The organism is Pantoea sp. EABMAA-21 (assembly GCF_030053335.1).
Taxonomy (GTDB): domain Bacteria; phylum Pseudomonadota; class Gammaproteobacteria; order Enterobacterales; family Enterobacteriaceae; genus Pantoea; species Pantoea communis.
Genome location: NZ_JASGBX010000004.1, coordinates 312,432 through 326,473, shown reverse-complemented (window position 1 = coordinate 326,473; position 14,042 = coordinate 312,432). Strand labels below are relative to the sequence as shown.

Below are 14,042 nucleotides of genomic sequence, written 5' to 3'. Positions count from 1 at the left end.
CGGCTCCTTAAGCGTTTGCAGGTAAAATGTGTTGGGCAACAAAACGTTGTGCGCGAGTCACGGTCTCCAATGGGGGCGCTTTCGCCGGATCCTGCTCGGCTTCCACCACCATCCAGCCCTGATAACCGCTGCGAGCGATAAACTCTGCCAGCGGCCGATAATCAATACCGCCGTCGCCTGGCACGGTAAACATCCCTGCGAGCACGGCTTCGTTGAAGGTCATACCGCTGGCCCGTACTTTTTGCAGGCGATCCAACCGCACATCTTTTAGATGGATGTGGCAAATGCGGTCGGCGAATTCCTCAATAAGTTGCGTATAGGAGAATCCGGCAGCGGTGGCGTGACCGGTATCCAGTAACAGGCCAACGGCGGGCGAACAGGCATTTATCAACGCACGGATTTCCGGCAGTGTTTCGGCCACCATCATGAGATGGTGGTGATAGGCGAGGCGTAAACCGTATCGATCAAACAGGGCTTCGGCAAAGCGGGAAAGGCGATCGGCATAGTCGGCGACCTGACTCTCCGGCAACAAACGTCGGGTGCTCAGTGGCACATCCAGCGCGTTGTCAGCCATCCAGCCGCATTCGCCGTACACCATCACGTTGGCGCCATTTTCCTGCAGCAGGGTGGCATGGTTGTGCACCGCATCCAGCTCCTGCTCAACGCTGCGTTCGGTGAGAAATCCGTCATGCCAGCCTGACACCAGCTGCAGTTGATGTTGTGCCAACAGCTGCTTCAATGCCCCGGGTTCGCGCGGGAATATGCGACTTAGCTCGACGCCCTGAAATCCGGCCTGTTTCGCTTCTTTCAAACAGTGTTCGGCCGAGGTCCCTGCGCCGAGGTATTGCAGCACTTCATTGACCCAGGAGAGTGGGCTGACGCCGAGTTGAGGTGCGGGGTGACCTGTGCGATAAAACGCTTCTTTGATCATCGGTTATATCCTGTAGGGGAGATAGCGATGAAATTAGCGGATGCGATGTGCTGCGGCGAGCGGTTATTTGACGTAAAACCATCAAAATTTGCAGGCTTAACGTCAAAAAAATATTGATGTGATTTTGGATGGAAATTGATGGGTTAACATGGAGATAGAAAAGCAAGTCAATAGGGGTGGCCCTTAGAAGGCCACCCATCTGGACTCAGAACGACAGGGTGACGCCAGCGTAATAGGCGCGGCCCGGTTCGTTGTAAGTTGAAGCACCTTCATCTTCACGATAAATGCGCTTATCAAACAGGTTGTTAATACCCGCATTAGCACGCAAATTTTTAGTGATGTCGTAATTGAGGTTCAAGCCGACAATGGAATATGGCTTGATTTCACGTTGTGAAAGACCTCCTGGTCTTCCCTCAATAACTGTTTCTGCATTTTGGCGCGGTTTTTGGCGGCCATACTGCGTCCAGTTGATATTGGCGCTAAGGCTATCAGTTGCTTGCCACTCTAATTGTGAGTTGATAGTAAATTCAGGAATGACCGATAGAGGATTTCCGGTCTTCTTACTTTCTGAACGGAACATGTAAGTCGCATTAGACCGCCACTCAAGTGTGTCCGCAATCAATGGAATAGTCAGGTTCCCTTCCAGCCCCTCTACAATGGCTTTGCCTCCATTCTCCCACTGAAGCACGTTGTAAGTACCATTGGTGTAGACAACATCAGTACCGGATACAATTTTGTTTTTGTAATCGTTACGGAAGTAGGTGATACCCGCGACATAACCCGCGTGGTTAAACTCTAGTCCCACTTCTTTATTGACGCTCACTTCAGGATCGAGATTGTCATTCCCTAATAAATAACATTGGGATAGGCCAATTGGGCAGCCATTGCCACGTGTTGATAGCAGGTAGCCGGGAGTTGATTGATATAAGTTAGGCGCCTTGAATGCCCTCGCAATACCCGCTTTGAGCGTAAAATAGTCGCCCAATCCTTGCGAAATATTTAGGCTTGGACTCCAGTTAGCGCCAAAAGCATCATGATAATCAAAGCGTAAACCCGGAATAATTTCAGTGCTGTCAGTGGCGGCAATATTATCTTCAAAATAAAGAGAACTTATCGTGGCGGAGTTATTACTGCTGCGCTGAGACGGATCGCCTGAACTACCTGGCAAGTAAAGGTTTGTACTTGCAGATTGCATTGACGCAGGGTCATTAAGCTCATCGCGGTTCCATTCCGCTCCCAACGTCACGGTTTGGTCCACCAATAATTCCAGTGGGAAGTTTATTTCTCCGCCAGCACGATAACTTTCCAGACGACTGGTCGAATAAACATTACTGTTGATCATCCCTTCAACACTTCCGGCAGTGCCTTCTTTCAAGCGAGTGTTATTGGTCTTCTCGTAGTTGAAATTAAGTTTGGATGTGCCCCAATCCCAGATACCGTTATGAGTGACGCCATAGCTCTGACGATATAAGCGGTTTGTTTCACTGCCGTACAGAGATTCAACTAAACCACCTGCACTGCTATTTCCATTGCTGTTCTGCGTGTCGCCCGCATAAATATTGCCCTGACGGCTATAGCCGTAGGAGAAATCAACGATCTGAGTAGGAGTGATTTTCCATGACAGTACACCGTTAATATCTTTATTACGTACCCCTTCCCGTCCCGCAGCATAAGAGCCGTTTTGAGCGGTATTGATATCATAAGCATCCGCATCGGTGCGGTTGATATTGCCATACAGACGCATGGTTAATGCATCGCCAGCCAGTGGGCCACTCAAATTGAAGTTGGCGCGACGCGTGTCACCCTCTTTACTGTTTTCGGGCTGATTGGTGAAAAGTGACAGTGATCCATGCCAGTCATTGGTCGGGCGTTTAGTGATGATGTTCACCACGCCGCCAGCCGCACCGGAACCGTAACGCGCGGCGGCTGGGCCGCGAATCACTTCAATACGTTCTACCATCTCCGCGGGCACCCAGTTGGTATCACCTCGCGAGTCACGTTCGCCACGCCAGCTGTAACGCACGGAGTTACGCGAACTGACCGGCACGCCATCTATCAGGATTAAGGTGTTTTCCGGGCCCATGCCGCGAATATCAATCTGGCGGTTGTTGCCACGACTACCGCTGGCCCCGTTACCGGTCAGGTTGACGCCCGGCATTTTGCGGATGATATCGGAGAGGTCGTTAACCGGTGGGCTTTTCTCAATGTCCTCAGCGGTAATAGTGGAAACGCCAGGCTGTTGTTTCAGACCCTGTTCTGCAGTGACGATCATTGATTCATCGTCAGCCAGTTTTTCCGTGGGTTCTGCGGCATAAGCAGGTGAGGTGAGCAAGGCTGCCACAATCAGTGCAAGAGGGCGCTTCCTGACATACAAAGTTACATTCACTTAAATCTTCTCCCTGAAGTATTAACATATGTAAGCAAATGCGCATGATAATGAGAATGTTTCTCATTGTATATGCGACAAACCGGCGTCTCCTTTTTTTCTCCATGATTGGTGCAAATTGCGGGGGAAACGTGAAGAAACGTAAAGCCAGAGTGACGTTTGTGCTTAAAAAACGTTGCGGAGGAAAAGCGTTCATCAAACTGTCATCAATTCCTTGCAAATCAGTAGACTAATATTAGTGATAACGCACAGTAACTACATGGGAATCCGTTTAGCTTCGAGCCTGCACCAAAAAGGGTGCCTGGGACTCTCATAAATCAAGGAGAAAGTGTGCGCCAGATCATACAAACCTTTACATTCCTGTTACTGATTTCGTTCACTATTTCTGTTGCCAGAGCCGCCGATAAGATGAATTTCTGGCTGCAACCTCAACATGGCGGCAACAGTTTTAATCGCATTCCACCCAATACTGCTTATTTCAATGCTCTCCACACTTACGGTGCCTCTTGGGTGCGGCTCTCCTGGGATAAATGGCCCACCAAACAGCGTGATTTTCTGCTGGGCAGTGCGTATCGCTACCAGGGATTAGTGGCGGAAGATGTCGCCACTTTGAGAAATGTGCTGGATAACGCTGAGGCAGCAGGGTTGAAAGTGGTGATTACGCCGCTTTCCTTACCCGGCATGCGCTGGTCACAAAATAACGGCGGACAGTTCGACGACCGGCTGTGGCAAGACAACGCTTTCTGGCAGCAAAGTGCCCGTTATTGGCGTGACCTTGCGGCTGCATTGCAAGACCACCCTGCAGTAGCGGCATACAACATCATTAATGAACCCGCACCGGAGAAAATGGGCGGTCTGGACGAACATGCGTCTGCCGCAACCATGAAAAGCTGGTATCTGCAGCACAAGGGTACCGCGCGGGATTTACCGGAGTTTTACCGCACCGTGATTGCGGCGATTCGCGAAGTCGATCAGCAGACGCCGGTGATGGTCGACAGTGGCTGGTACGCTGCCGCCGATGCCTTCACGTATTGGCCACAGCCGCTCGAAGATAAACGGGTGTTATATAGCGTGCACATGTATGAGCCTTATTCCGCCACCAGTGCACCGAATGCCAAACGCAAAGCGCCTTGGCCTTACCCGGGTAAAGTCCCGTTTGCGGGATTGCAGCAACAGTGGGATGCACAACGCGTAGCAGAATATTTAGCGCTACCGTTTGAGTGGGCGAAATCGCACGATGTGGCCCGCCATCAAATGGTGGTTGGTGAGTTCGGTTGTGTCCGCACCTTACCAGGGTGCACGCAATATCTGGAGGATGTGTTAAAGGTGCTGGATCAGCAGCAGTCGCACTGGGCGTTTTACAGCTTCCGGGAAGACAGCTGGGATGGGATGGATTACGAATTGGGCGACAAGAAAGTACCGTGGCAATACTGGCAGGCTGCGGAGCAAAATTTACCCGATACCGTTCCACGCCATGCGACGAAAGAGTTTGAGCCTATACGCAAACGTTTAGAACGATAAAGTCTTGTTAAGAAGAAAACGTTCATAAGCCATGGTAAAAGCAGGCTGTTGAATACCTGACTAAATCTGAATACCTCACTTCAAACCGCGCCATCGCTGGCGCGGTCATCCCCGTCACCACGGGCGCCGAGTTCTATTCCCGAAATCTGGCAATAGATATCCGTTTTTCGCATTTGTGATCGCTGCACATCTTACTGAGAATGGCTGCGGGACGTTCTGAGGATGACAATTTCTTTCCGCTGTGAGGTGAGAAAGAAGAAAAATACATCGCTACCTCAACGCCTTTTCCCGACAGGGAAACATTTATATATATCAGGAGAAGGTTCCAGTGAAACTCGCCAAAGGTATCACCTTGCTTGCACTTGCATTGAGTGCACACACCGCGTTTGCCGCCGATCAATCCGTCCCGACTGACAGTTCACTCCATGTTAAGGCCGACCCGGCACTGAAAAGCCTGCTGCCGGCGGATGTGGTTAAGCGCGGCTACATCGTGGCAGGAACCAATCCCAACACGCCGCCGACCACTTTCTATAAAGAAGACAACAAAACCCTGGCCGGACGTGAAATTGACGTGATGAACGCCGTGGGCGAACGCTTAGGGATCCAGGTCCAGTGGCGGGACACCGGCGGTTTTGACAATATCATTCCCGGCCTGAAAACCGGTCGTTACGATGTGGCACTCTCCAATATCAACGCCACCGCGACCCGCGCCAAAATTATCGATTTCGTGAGCTATTACGATGCCAGCCTGTTGGGCATTATTTCGCGAAAAGATGCCAATGTGGCACCGTTCAAAACCCTTGACGCCGTGTGCGGCCTGGAAGTTGGCGCAGGTTCAGGCACCACGCAGGTGACGCGTCTGGAAGAAGCCAGCAAAGCCTGTGAAGCCGCGGGTAAAAAACCGATCAAAGTATCCGTATTCCCGGATCGTCCAGCCGGTGTTCAGGCCGTGGTCAGCGGTCGCGTACCGATGTTCCTCGGCCCGTACGAAGGTCTGCTGTGGCAGGCGAAGGTGATTAAACCTATCACCCTGAGCGGCGAAATCACCGTGCATGACGCGCCTGTTTCTGTGGCTTTCCCGAAAGATTCTGCGCTTGAGCCTGCGGTGCAAGCGGCACTTAACTCGCTGATCAAAGATGGTAGCTACCAGAAGATCCTCGACAACTGGGGCATCGGTTTTGGCGCGGTTAAAGAATCCAAACGTAACCAGGAAATCTTTCAATGAGTGATGTACGTGACCACACCGATGATTTGAAAATTGTCGGCAAACGTTACTACGGACGCTGGCTGAGTGCGCTGGTGGTGCTGTTGTGCGTCGTGGCAATGGCGCACTCGATGATTAACAATCCACGCTTCGAATGGAGCGTGATTGCGGAAAACTTCACCGGCGAATCGATCCTGCAGGGCGTATTAATGACGCTGCAACTGACGGCGATTTCGGTGGTGCTGGGCTTTGCGTTTGGTACGGTGCTGGCGCTGATGCGCCTCTCATCCAACCCCGTGCTGGTGGGCGTGAGTTGGTTCTATACCTGGTTCTTCCGGGGTGTGCCGATGCTGGTGCAGCTGTTCCTGTGGTACAACATTGCCGCGCTCTATCCAACGATTTCACTCTCTATTCCCGGATTGGGCGAGCTGTGGAGTACCCAGTCTAATGCGTTGGTGAGTCCATTCAGTGCGGCAGTGATCGCGCTGGTGATGCATCAATCTGCCTATGCCGCAGAAATTGTGCGTGCCGGTATCCAAAGCGTGGGAAACGGACAACTGGAAGCCGCACGTGCGCTGGGTTACCGCCCCGCGCAGATTTTCCGACACACGGTGTTGCCACAGGCGATGCGCGCCATCATGCCACCTGCCGGTAATGAAATTATCGGTCAGTTGAAAACCACGGCCGTCGTGTCAGTCATTTCGCTGCAAGACGTGTTGTTTTCCGCGCAGATCATCTATCAGCGTACCTATGAAGTGATCCCGCTGCTGCTGGTGGCGACGCTGTGGTATCTGCTGATGACCTCGGTACTGTCGATTGGTCAGTTCTACGTTGAACGCTATTTTGGTCGTGGCGTTACGCGTCGTGAAAAACGCAGCCTGTTTAAATCCTTGCCGGGCTTTAGCGCGCAAAAACCTGAAAGGAGCGTAAGCAATGGCTGAAGCGATCGCCTTACGTAAAGTCACTAAACGCTTCTCTGGCGTCACGATTCTGGACGAAGTGAATCTCGATATTCCTGCCGGTTCTGTCACGGTCATTCTTGGGCCTTCTGGTTCGGGGAAATCCACTTTGCTGCGCTGCATCAACCACCTGGAAAAACTGGATGGCGGCACCATTCGGATTGGTGGCGAAATCATTGGCTACAAGCAGAAAGGCCAGGCGCTGCATGAGTTAAGCAGCAGTGAGATTGCGCGTCAGCGTGCGCAAATTGGCATGGTGTTCCAGCAGTTCAACCTGTTCCCGCATCGCACGGTGTTACAGAACATCGTTGATGCACCGATGCGCGTGAAAAAGCAGAACCGCCAACAGGCGACCAGCAAAGCGCTGTCACTGCTTAAGCAGGTGGGGCTGGCAGGGCGCGAAGAGGAGTGGCCGCAGAATCTTTCCGGCGGACAGCAACAGCGTGTGGCCATTGCGCGCGCGCTGGCGATGGACCCGGGTGTGATGCTGTTCGATGAGCCAACATCGGCGCTTGATCCGGAACTGGTGGGCGAAGTGTTGCAAGTGATTAAGCAACTGGCGCACTCCGGCATCACCATGGTGATTGTGACGCACGAGATTGGTTTCGCACGCGAGGTTGCCGACAACATTGTCTTTATGGAAGACGGCAAAATCGTGGCGGCCGGACCCACTCAACAAGTCCTCGACGACCCGGAAAACGGGCGCGTAAGAAACTTTATTGCAACGGTGCTTTAAGCACCGTTTTTCATTTTTGACAGCCAGGAACAGTGATGACGCAAAAACCGGTAATGCACAGCGCCCACTGGGGCGCTTTTCATGCCCAGCAATCGGGCGACCAGCTCACTATCGAACCCTTTAAAGGCGATCCCGATCCCAGCCCGCTGCTGCAAAATTTCCGCACCGCTTTAAATCATCCGGCACGCTTATCGCGCCCGATGGTGCGTCGTGGCTGGCTGGAAGAGGGCCCCGGCCCCGATCAGCGCCGGGGCAATGACGAATACGTTGCGGTTAGCTGGGAGCAGGCTTACGAATTAGTGGCGCGTGAATTGAAGCGCGTGGGCGACACTTATGGCCCAGAGGGCATTTTTGGCGGTTCTTATGGCTGGTCGAGCGCCGGACGTTTTCACCATGCGCAAAGCCAGGTACACCGATTCCTGAACACCACGCTGGGCGGCTATGTGCGTTCGGTAAACAGCTACAGTTCCGGCTCTGCTTCGGTGCTGCTGCCACATATCGTCGGCGACATGAACGAGATTGCGCGGCGCGGCGTGAGCTGGGAAGAGATTGCTCAGCACAGTGAAATCGTCATCGCCTTTGGCGGTCTGGCGCTGAAAAACTCGCAGGTGGCGAGCGGTGGATTAAGTGAACACACCGAGCGCGGTTTTATGAAGCAGGCTGCACAACGCGGCACACGTTTTATCTCAGTAAGCCCATTGAAAAGCGATCTGCCCGACGAAGCTAAAGGGGAGTGGCTGGCCTTGCGTCCAGGCACCGATGCCGCCTTTATTCTCGGTGTTCTGTCCGTATTGATTGAAGAACAGCTAGCGGATGAAGCCTTCCTCAGTCGCTACACCGTGGGTTGGCCGGAAATGGTCGCTTATATCCGTGGTGAAGAAGATGGCACGCGACGCGATGCCGCCTGGGCGGCAGAGATCTGCGGTGTCAGCGCGGCCTTTATCGCTGATTTTGCCCGTCACTTACCCGGTAAGCGTGTGCTGGTCACCGTTGCGCATGCGCTGCAACGTTCGGAGCACGGCGAACAACCGGTGTGGCTTGGGCTGGTACTGGCCGCGGCGCTGGGCCAACCGGGTTTACCGGGCGGCGGTTACACCTATGCGCTGGGCGCGTTGGGTCACTACGGTAAGCATCACAACCTGGTGAGTTTCCCGGCGTTACCGCAGGGCAAAAATGGCATCGATCGTCTAATCCCGGTGGCGCGCATCTCAGACATGTTGCTCAATCCCGGCAAACTGTTCGACTACAATGGTCGCCGCCTGACCTATCCGCATATTCGTCTGGCTTACTGGGCGGGCGGTAATCCGTTCCACCACCATCAGGATTTAGCGCGACTCCGTCAGGCATTTTGCCAGCTGGATACGCTGATTGTGCATGAGATTGCGTGGACGGCCAGTGCACGGCATGCCGATATCGTATTGCCCGCGACCATGACGCTGGAGCGAGAAGATATCGGCGGTGCGCCAACCGATCGCCATCTGTTTGCTATGCAGCCGGTCGCGCAACCGCACGGCGAAGCCAAAGACGATTACGCCATTTTTGCTGAGCTGGCGCGCAGGCTGGGACGTGAAGAGGCGTTTACCGAAGGTCGCGATACGCGTGGCTGGCTGAAACACCATTACGCACAGTTGCAGCAAAAGCTGGCAACGCATCAGGTCGACATTCCCGATTTTGAACAATTCTGGCAGCAGGGCGTGCTGGAATTGCCGCAGCTTAAAGACGGTGGACGGATGATGAATGCCTTCCGCGCCGATCCGGATGCTGCACCACTGCCAACGCCGAGCGGGAAAATCGAAATCTACTCGGCGACGATTGCCAGTTTCGATTATGAAAACTGTCCGGGACATCCGGTGTGGCGAGAGCCGCAGCAAAAGCCCGATGCCGACCATCCGTTCTGGCTCATTGCCAATCAGCCCGCGACGCGTTTGCACAGTCAGCTGGATTTCGGTGATTACAGCCTGAGTGGCAAACGTGATGGACGTGAGGTATGCAGCCTGAATTCGGATGATGCGGCATCTTTGGGTATTCAAAACGGCGAGATTATTGAGCTTTACAACCAGCGAGGTCACGTACTCGCCAGCGCGCGCGTGACCGACACGGTGATGCCCGGCGTGGTTCAACTGCCGACCGGCGCCTGGTACGATCCGGTGGATCCCACTGCGCTGCGTCCGTTATGTCGTCACGGCAACCCCAATGTGTTGACGCTGGATATTGGCACGTCGTCGCTGACGCAGGGCTGCAGTGGTCAAATCACCGTGGTTCAGGTACGCAAATACACTGGAGAACTGACGCCGGTGCAGGCATTTATCCCGCCGCAAGGTTAGCTTTACGTATGGGCGGCCGTGTGGCCGCCCTACAACATCAGTCTTCCAGCTGCAACCACATCACGCGTAAACGGTGCCCATCAGGATCGATGGCCGTGAAGGTGTAGCCAAAATCCATCATTGCAGGCGATTGCACAATGGTGATCTCACGGAACGCGCCCCATTCGTTGTAAAGGAAATCCACGTCCGCTTTGTGTTGCACCTTGAAAGTGATTTCACCGTTGGGCGTGAACTGCTGGGTATCGACAGACGGCAGAACGGTGTATTTCGACCACAAACCCAGTATGAATCCGTTGTTAAAAACAAACATCGCAAAAGTGGGCGTGACATTAATCGGCTTGATATCGAACAGCGATGCATAAAAGTCAGCGCTTTTGACGACGTTCGGTACATAAAGGATGGTCATATCAGCAGTAAACATGGTTTTTTCTCCTTGTGGGTTTACGGCTGCATAGTACGAGGCGGCTGTGACAAATTCTGTCAGTAGCCGCAGCCACGCTGGAAAGTGGGTCAGTTAAGAGTGGGCGAGGCTTTACACGGAAGTCGCTAATTCAATCTCTGAGCCTGGCGTCGCCGGGAGTCAATCATTGACAAACCCTGTGTGCTAATGGTTGTATTGCGCAACCAATTTGGCAAGGTACCGTAAATGACTACTAAACTTCAAAACATAAAAAACATCCGTGTGTCATCACGTTTAATGGTGCGAGAACTGGGTTTTATGAACCAAAATCTGGCTGCAACGGATTATCCTCCCTCAGCCGTTCACGCCATGCTTGAAGTTGAACTTCATGGCTCAATGACAGCGGCTCAACTGGTGCAGATTTTAGGGCTGGAGAAGTCCAGCGTCAGCCGCATGCTCGCTAAACTCGTTGAAGCCGGAGAACTTGAAGAAAGTCCATGTTCAGAAGACGCGAGGACCAAGCGACTGAGCCTCACCGGGAAGGGTAAAGATACCGTGCAGAGCATCAATGCTTACGCTGACCAACGAGTAGCAGCAGCGCTCAGAAAACTCGATCCCTTTACTCAGGACGCTATATCACAGGCCCTATCGTCATACGCCAGCGCGTTGAAAGCCTGTCGGGAAAACACCGCAGGGCAAGTGCAAAATAACGTCAAGATAGTCTCGGGTTATCATGCAGGTATGATTGGTCGTATTACAGAAATGCATGGCAGCTTTTACGCCAGAGAGCATCACTTCGGCCATTTCTTTGAAGCGAAGGTTGCTGCCGGTCTGGCTGATTTTGCGTTGCGACTGGAAAAACCCTGTAATCAGATTTGGCTGGCAATGTTGAATGAACGCATTGTCGGGTCAGTTGCCATTGACGGTGAAGATCTGGGAAATAATGAGGCGCATCTGCGCTGGTTCATCCTTGACGACGGGTGTCGTGGTAGCGGATTGGGCAGAAAACTGATTTCAGAAGCGACGAGATTTTGTGATGAACAGAAATTCGCTTCAATACAGTTATGGACGTTTAATCAACTTACCGCGGCCAGACGATTGTACGAATCATTTGGATTTGAATTGTCAAAAGAATGGGAGGGCGATCAGTGGGGAAGCCCCCTTACTGAGCAACAGTTCAGCAGAAAAATCGTTTAGGCATGCTGGATTATCGACACAGTTTTGACAGTTTTTTTCTGGATGGGTTACCAGCGAATATCTCTTTGCCAAAATTACCGCTGTAGGACGTGCTCGCTTTAACAGCATCTGTCAGGAGCATTACGTGAACTTTTAGTCGCGCTCCCGCTCAATATCCTGATAATGCACGCAGGATTAATTATTTGAACGCGGTAAACGGAGAGATGAAATGGTCAATGACTACTTTGCACCACCCCCAATGGGTATGACGCCAGAACAACACAAGCGAACCATCGCTGTGGCGGCCGCTTTAGCGGTGGCGAAGGAATCCGTCAGCGCTTCAACCTCTGCCAGCGGTTCAAAAGCGTCGTGGGATCTTCAGGCGGTAGCGAATGAAATTTCTAATCTGGCTGATGCCATTCAGGACGCCCTGGAACCTGAAGACGAGATGTAAAGCCAGCGAACCCTCACATGACGGTGTTTTAAACCGTTTTGTGAGGGGCGAAATTTTTTTATTTTTCTCTGCATCCAGTTGGCCCCCTCCTTACGTATATCCCGTTGTGAGCAAATTCTTCGCTCCCCTACAACGAGGATTTATGATGAAAAAGCTAATCACCACCGCAGTCATCTCTGGCGCGCTGATGTTCTCCGCCACGACTTTCGCAGCCATGAACTCTGATTCTGTCATGGTTGGCAGTGCCGCTATGTATCCGCAGAAAAACATCATTGAAAATGCACTCAATTCTAAAGATCACACTACGTTAGTGGCCGCAGTGAAGGCAGCAGGTTTAGTGGAAACACTCGAAGGAAAAGGGCCTTTCACTGTGTTCGCGCCAACCAACGCCGCGTTTGCGAAATTGCCTGCTGGCACCGTGGATAATTTGGTAAAACCAGAAAACAAAGCCAAATTGACCAGCATCCTGACCTACCATGTCGTGGCCGGTAAATACGATATGAAAGCGCTGGAGATGAAAATTAAACAAGGTGGCGGTCATGCGGAACTGAAAACCGTTAACGGTCAGCCTTTATGGATTATGAGCAACGGTCCTCACAATATTCAGTTGAAAGATGGCATGGGTAATGTGGCCAATATCAGCACTTATGATGTGAACCAGAAAAATGGTGTGATCGACGTCATCGACACCGTCCTGATGCCTAAGTAATTGTCTATACTCGGAAGGCATTTCAATGCCTTCCGGGAAAAACATGGATAACGTTTTGGCTCAACAGCAGGTGAAATTATTGCGGGCGATTGCGCAAGGCGATCGCCCGGCATTTGAACAACTGTATCGACTCACTTCTCCGCATTTGTTTGCAGTTGCATTGCGCACTTTACGCCAGCCAGCCTGGGCAGAAGAAGTGCTGCATGATTGCTTCCTCACCATCTGGAACCGAGCCGACAGCTATGATGCCGCACTCAGTGCCCCCATGACATGGATGACGCATATTGTGCGTAACCGCTGTATCGACTGGTTGCGCAGTGGGCAGGCGCGTGAAGCGCTGGCGTCAGAGGAATACAGTGACAGTACTCAGGAAACGGATGCTGATAATACAGAGCAGCCATTTGATGATTCGCAGGCGGCCCGTTTACAACATTGCTTGCAGCACCTTAGCAGTGAGCAACGGCAAAGTGTGACGCTGGCTTACTATCAGGGGATGTCGCACAGCGATATTGCCGCCTGGTTACAACAGCCGGTAGGGTCAGTGAAAAGTTGGATCCGTCGTGCGATGGAGCATCTTCGGAAGTGCGTGGGCCTATGAACAACAACAAGCAACATGATGACGCGCTCGCGGCCGAATATGCATTGGGAACACTGCGCGGCAATGCCCGTTTGCGCTTTGAACGGCGGCTACAGCAGGAACCTGAACTCGCCGCGAAAGTCGCCAGCTGGCAGACGATGTTAACCGGATTAGATACGCACTTGCGGCCTCAAACACCGCCTGAACGCGTCTGGAAAAAGATCACGTTAAGCCTGCCGGCTAAAACTCCGGTTAAACGCGCCAATCCTTACCTGAGTTGGCTGGTTGCTGCGGGTCTGGCGGCCATTACGCTGGTCTCTTATTACAACTATCGCCCGGAAGAATTCGCACCGCTGATTATTCTCGGTGATGCGCAGCAGCAGGGGCAGTGGGTGGTGAGCCGCAGTAGCGATAGCCGCTATCTGCAACTCGCGCCGCTGAAACCCGTTGCCATTGCGACAGCTAACAGTCTGCAGCTATGGCTGATCCCTGCCGGCAAACAGCCGGTTTCATTAGGGCTGCTGGCAAACAATTCAGCCACTCGGATTGAGATGGATCAAAAAACGCTGGCAGCAGGGACAACGATTGCGATCAGTCTTGAACCTCAAGGCGGTTCGCCAACGGGGTTGCCAACGGGGCCGGTTTTGTACAGTGGCTTACTCTAG

The 14,042-nt window shown here is 52.6% G+C and carries 13 protein-coding genes; 10 read left to right on the top strand and 3 right to left on the bottom strand.

All coding sequences use genetic code 11. From position 1 onward, the window contains the following. Positions 1 to 7: 7 nt before the first annotated feature. Positions 8 to 931: a myo-inosose-2 dehydratase gene (gene iolE, locus QMZ65_RS08735; RefSeq protein ID WP_283215838.1), complete on the bottom strand. Its 924-nt coding sequence runs from the start codon at positions 929 to 931 to the stop codon at positions 8 to 10. Positions 932 to 1,136: 205 nt separating this feature from the next. Next, positions 1,137 to 3,305 carry a TonB-dependent siderophore receptor gene (locus QMZ65_RS08730; protein ID WP_176505747.1) on the bottom strand — a complete coding sequence of 723 codons (2,169 nt, stop codon included), beginning with the start codon at positions 3,303 to 3,305 and terminating at the stop codon, positions 1,137 to 1,139. A 342-nt stretch (positions 3,306 to 3,647) separates the two neighbouring features. Here QMZ65_RS08730 and QMZ65_RS08725 point away from each other — a divergent pair, with 342 nt between their 5' ends. From QMZ65_RS08725 to QMZ65_RS08705, 5 genes are all read left to right on the top strand, one after another. After that, positions 3,648 to 4,838 (top strand): glycoside hydrolase family 5 protein, encoded by a 1,191-nt coding sequence (locus QMZ65_RS08725; RefSeq protein WP_283215837.1) that lies wholly within the window; start codon positions 3,648 to 3,650, stop codon positions 4,836 to 4,838. Between the two features lie 328 nt (positions 4,839 to 5,166). After that, positions 5,167 to 6,063, top strand: coding sequence for an ABC transporter substrate-binding protein (locus QMZ65_RS08720; protein WP_058961755.1), 897 nt, complete (start codon positions 5,167 to 5,169; stop codon positions 6,061 to 6,063). Beyond that, positions 6,060 to 6,983, top strand: coding sequence for an amino acid ABC transporter permease (locus QMZ65_RS08715; RefSeq protein WP_034827514.1), 924 nt, complete (start codon positions 6,060 to 6,062; stop codon positions 6,981 to 6,983). Before QMZ65_RS08720 ends, QMZ65_RS08715 begins: the two co-directional genes overlap by 4 nt. Continuing rightward, entirely contained in the window at positions 6,976 to 7,737 is a 762-nt protein-coding gene (locus QMZ65_RS08710; protein ID WP_058961754.1) for an amino acid ABC transporter ATP-binding protein, read from the top strand. The genes QMZ65_RS08715 and QMZ65_RS08710 overlap by 8 nt, the downstream gene beginning before the upstream one ends. A 35-nt stretch (positions 7,738 to 7,772) precedes the next feature. Next, on the top strand, positions 7,773 to 10,061 hold the full coding sequence (locus tag QMZ65_RS08705) for a molybdopterin-dependent oxidoreductase (protein ID WP_283215836.1): 2,289 nt from the start codon (positions 7,773 to 7,775) through the stop codon (positions 10,059 to 10,061). Between the two features lie 37 nt (positions 10,062 to 10,098). Here the strand turns inward: QMZ65_RS08705 and QMZ65_RS08700 are convergent, their stop codons facing one another. Next, positions 10,099 to 10,482, bottom strand: a complete 384-nt coding sequence (locus tag QMZ65_RS08700) for a VOC family protein (RefSeq protein ID WP_283215835.1) — start codon at positions 10,480 to 10,482, stop codon at positions 10,099 to 10,101. A 225-nt stretch (positions 10,483 to 10,707) separates the two neighbouring features. Here QMZ65_RS08700 and QMZ65_RS08695 point away from each other — a divergent pair, with 225 nt between their 5' ends. The 5 genes from QMZ65_RS08695 (at position 10,708) to QMZ65_RS08675 (ending at position 14,042) form a co-directional block, all read left to right on the top strand. Next, positions 10,708 to 11,658 (top strand): bifunctional helix-turn-helix transcriptional regulator/GNAT family N-acetyltransferase, encoded by a 951-nt coding sequence (locus QMZ65_RS08695; RefSeq protein ID WP_283215834.1) that lies wholly within the window; start codon positions 10,708 to 10,710, stop codon positions 11,656 to 11,658. 208 nt (positions 11,659 to 11,866) lie between these two features. Next, positions 11,867 to 12,091, top strand: a complete 225-nt coding sequence (locus tag QMZ65_RS08690; protein ID WP_097117809.1) for a hypothetical protein — start codon at positions 11,867 to 11,869, stop codon at positions 12,089 to 12,091. Positions 12,092 to 12,236: 145 nt separating this feature from the next. Continuing rightward, positions 12,237 to 12,800 carry a fasciclin domain-containing protein gene (locus QMZ65_RS08685; RefSeq protein ID WP_283215857.1) on the top strand — a complete coding sequence of 188 codons (564 nt, stop codon included), beginning with the start codon at positions 12,237 to 12,239 and terminating at the stop codon, positions 12,798 to 12,800. A 43-nt stretch (positions 12,801 to 12,843) separates the two neighbouring features. Continuing rightward, on the top strand, positions 12,844 to 13,398 hold the full coding sequence (locus QMZ65_RS08680; RefSeq protein ID WP_283215833.1) for an RNA polymerase sigma factor: 555 nt from the start codon (positions 12,844 to 12,846) through the stop codon (positions 13,396 to 13,398). Next, positions 13,395 to 14,042: an anti-sigma factor gene (locus QMZ65_RS08675; RefSeq protein ID WP_283215832.1), complete on the top strand. Its 648-nt coding sequence runs from the start codon at positions 13,395 to 13,397 to the stop codon at positions 14,040 to 14,042. The genes QMZ65_RS08680 and QMZ65_RS08675 overlap by 4 nt, the downstream gene beginning before the upstream one ends.

Coding starts and splice junctions, on each gene's coding strand:
- iolE (WP_283215838.1), bottom strand. CDS start 931: ATGATCAAAGAAGCGTTTTATCGCACAGGTCACCCCGCACCTCAACTC.
- QMZ65_RS08715 (WP_034827514.1), top strand. CDS start 6,060: ATGAGTGATGTACGTGACCACACCGATGATTTGAAAATTGTCGGCAAA.
- QMZ65_RS08710 (WP_058961754.1), top strand. CDS start 6,976: ATGGCTGAAGCGATCGCCTTACGTAAAGTCACTAAACGCTTCTCTGGC.
- QMZ65_RS08705 (WP_283215836.1), top strand. CDS start 7,773: ATGACGCAAAAACCGGTAATGCACAGCGCCCACTGGGGCGCTTTTCAT.
- QMZ65_RS08700 (WP_283215835.1), bottom strand. CDS start 10,482: ATGTTTACTGCTGATATGACCATCCTTTATGTACCGAACGTCGTCAAA.
- QMZ65_RS08695 (WP_283215834.1), top strand. CDS start 10,708: ATGACTACTAAACTTCAAAACATAAAAAACATCCGTGTGTCATCACGT.
- QMZ65_RS08690 (WP_097117809.1), top strand. CDS start 11,867: ATGGTCAATGACTACTTTGCACCACCCCCAATGGGTATGACGCCAGAA.
- QMZ65_RS08685 (WP_283215857.1), top strand. CDS start 12,237: ATGAAAAAGCTAATCACCACCGCAGTCATCTCTGGCGCGCTGATGTTC.
- QMZ65_RS08680 (WP_283215833.1), top strand. CDS start 12,844: ATGGATAACGTTTTGGCTCAACAGCAGGTGAAATTATTGCGGGCGATT.
- QMZ65_RS08675 (WP_283215832.1), top strand. CDS start 13,395: ATGAACAACAACAAGCAACATGATGACGCGCTCGCGGCCGAATATGCA.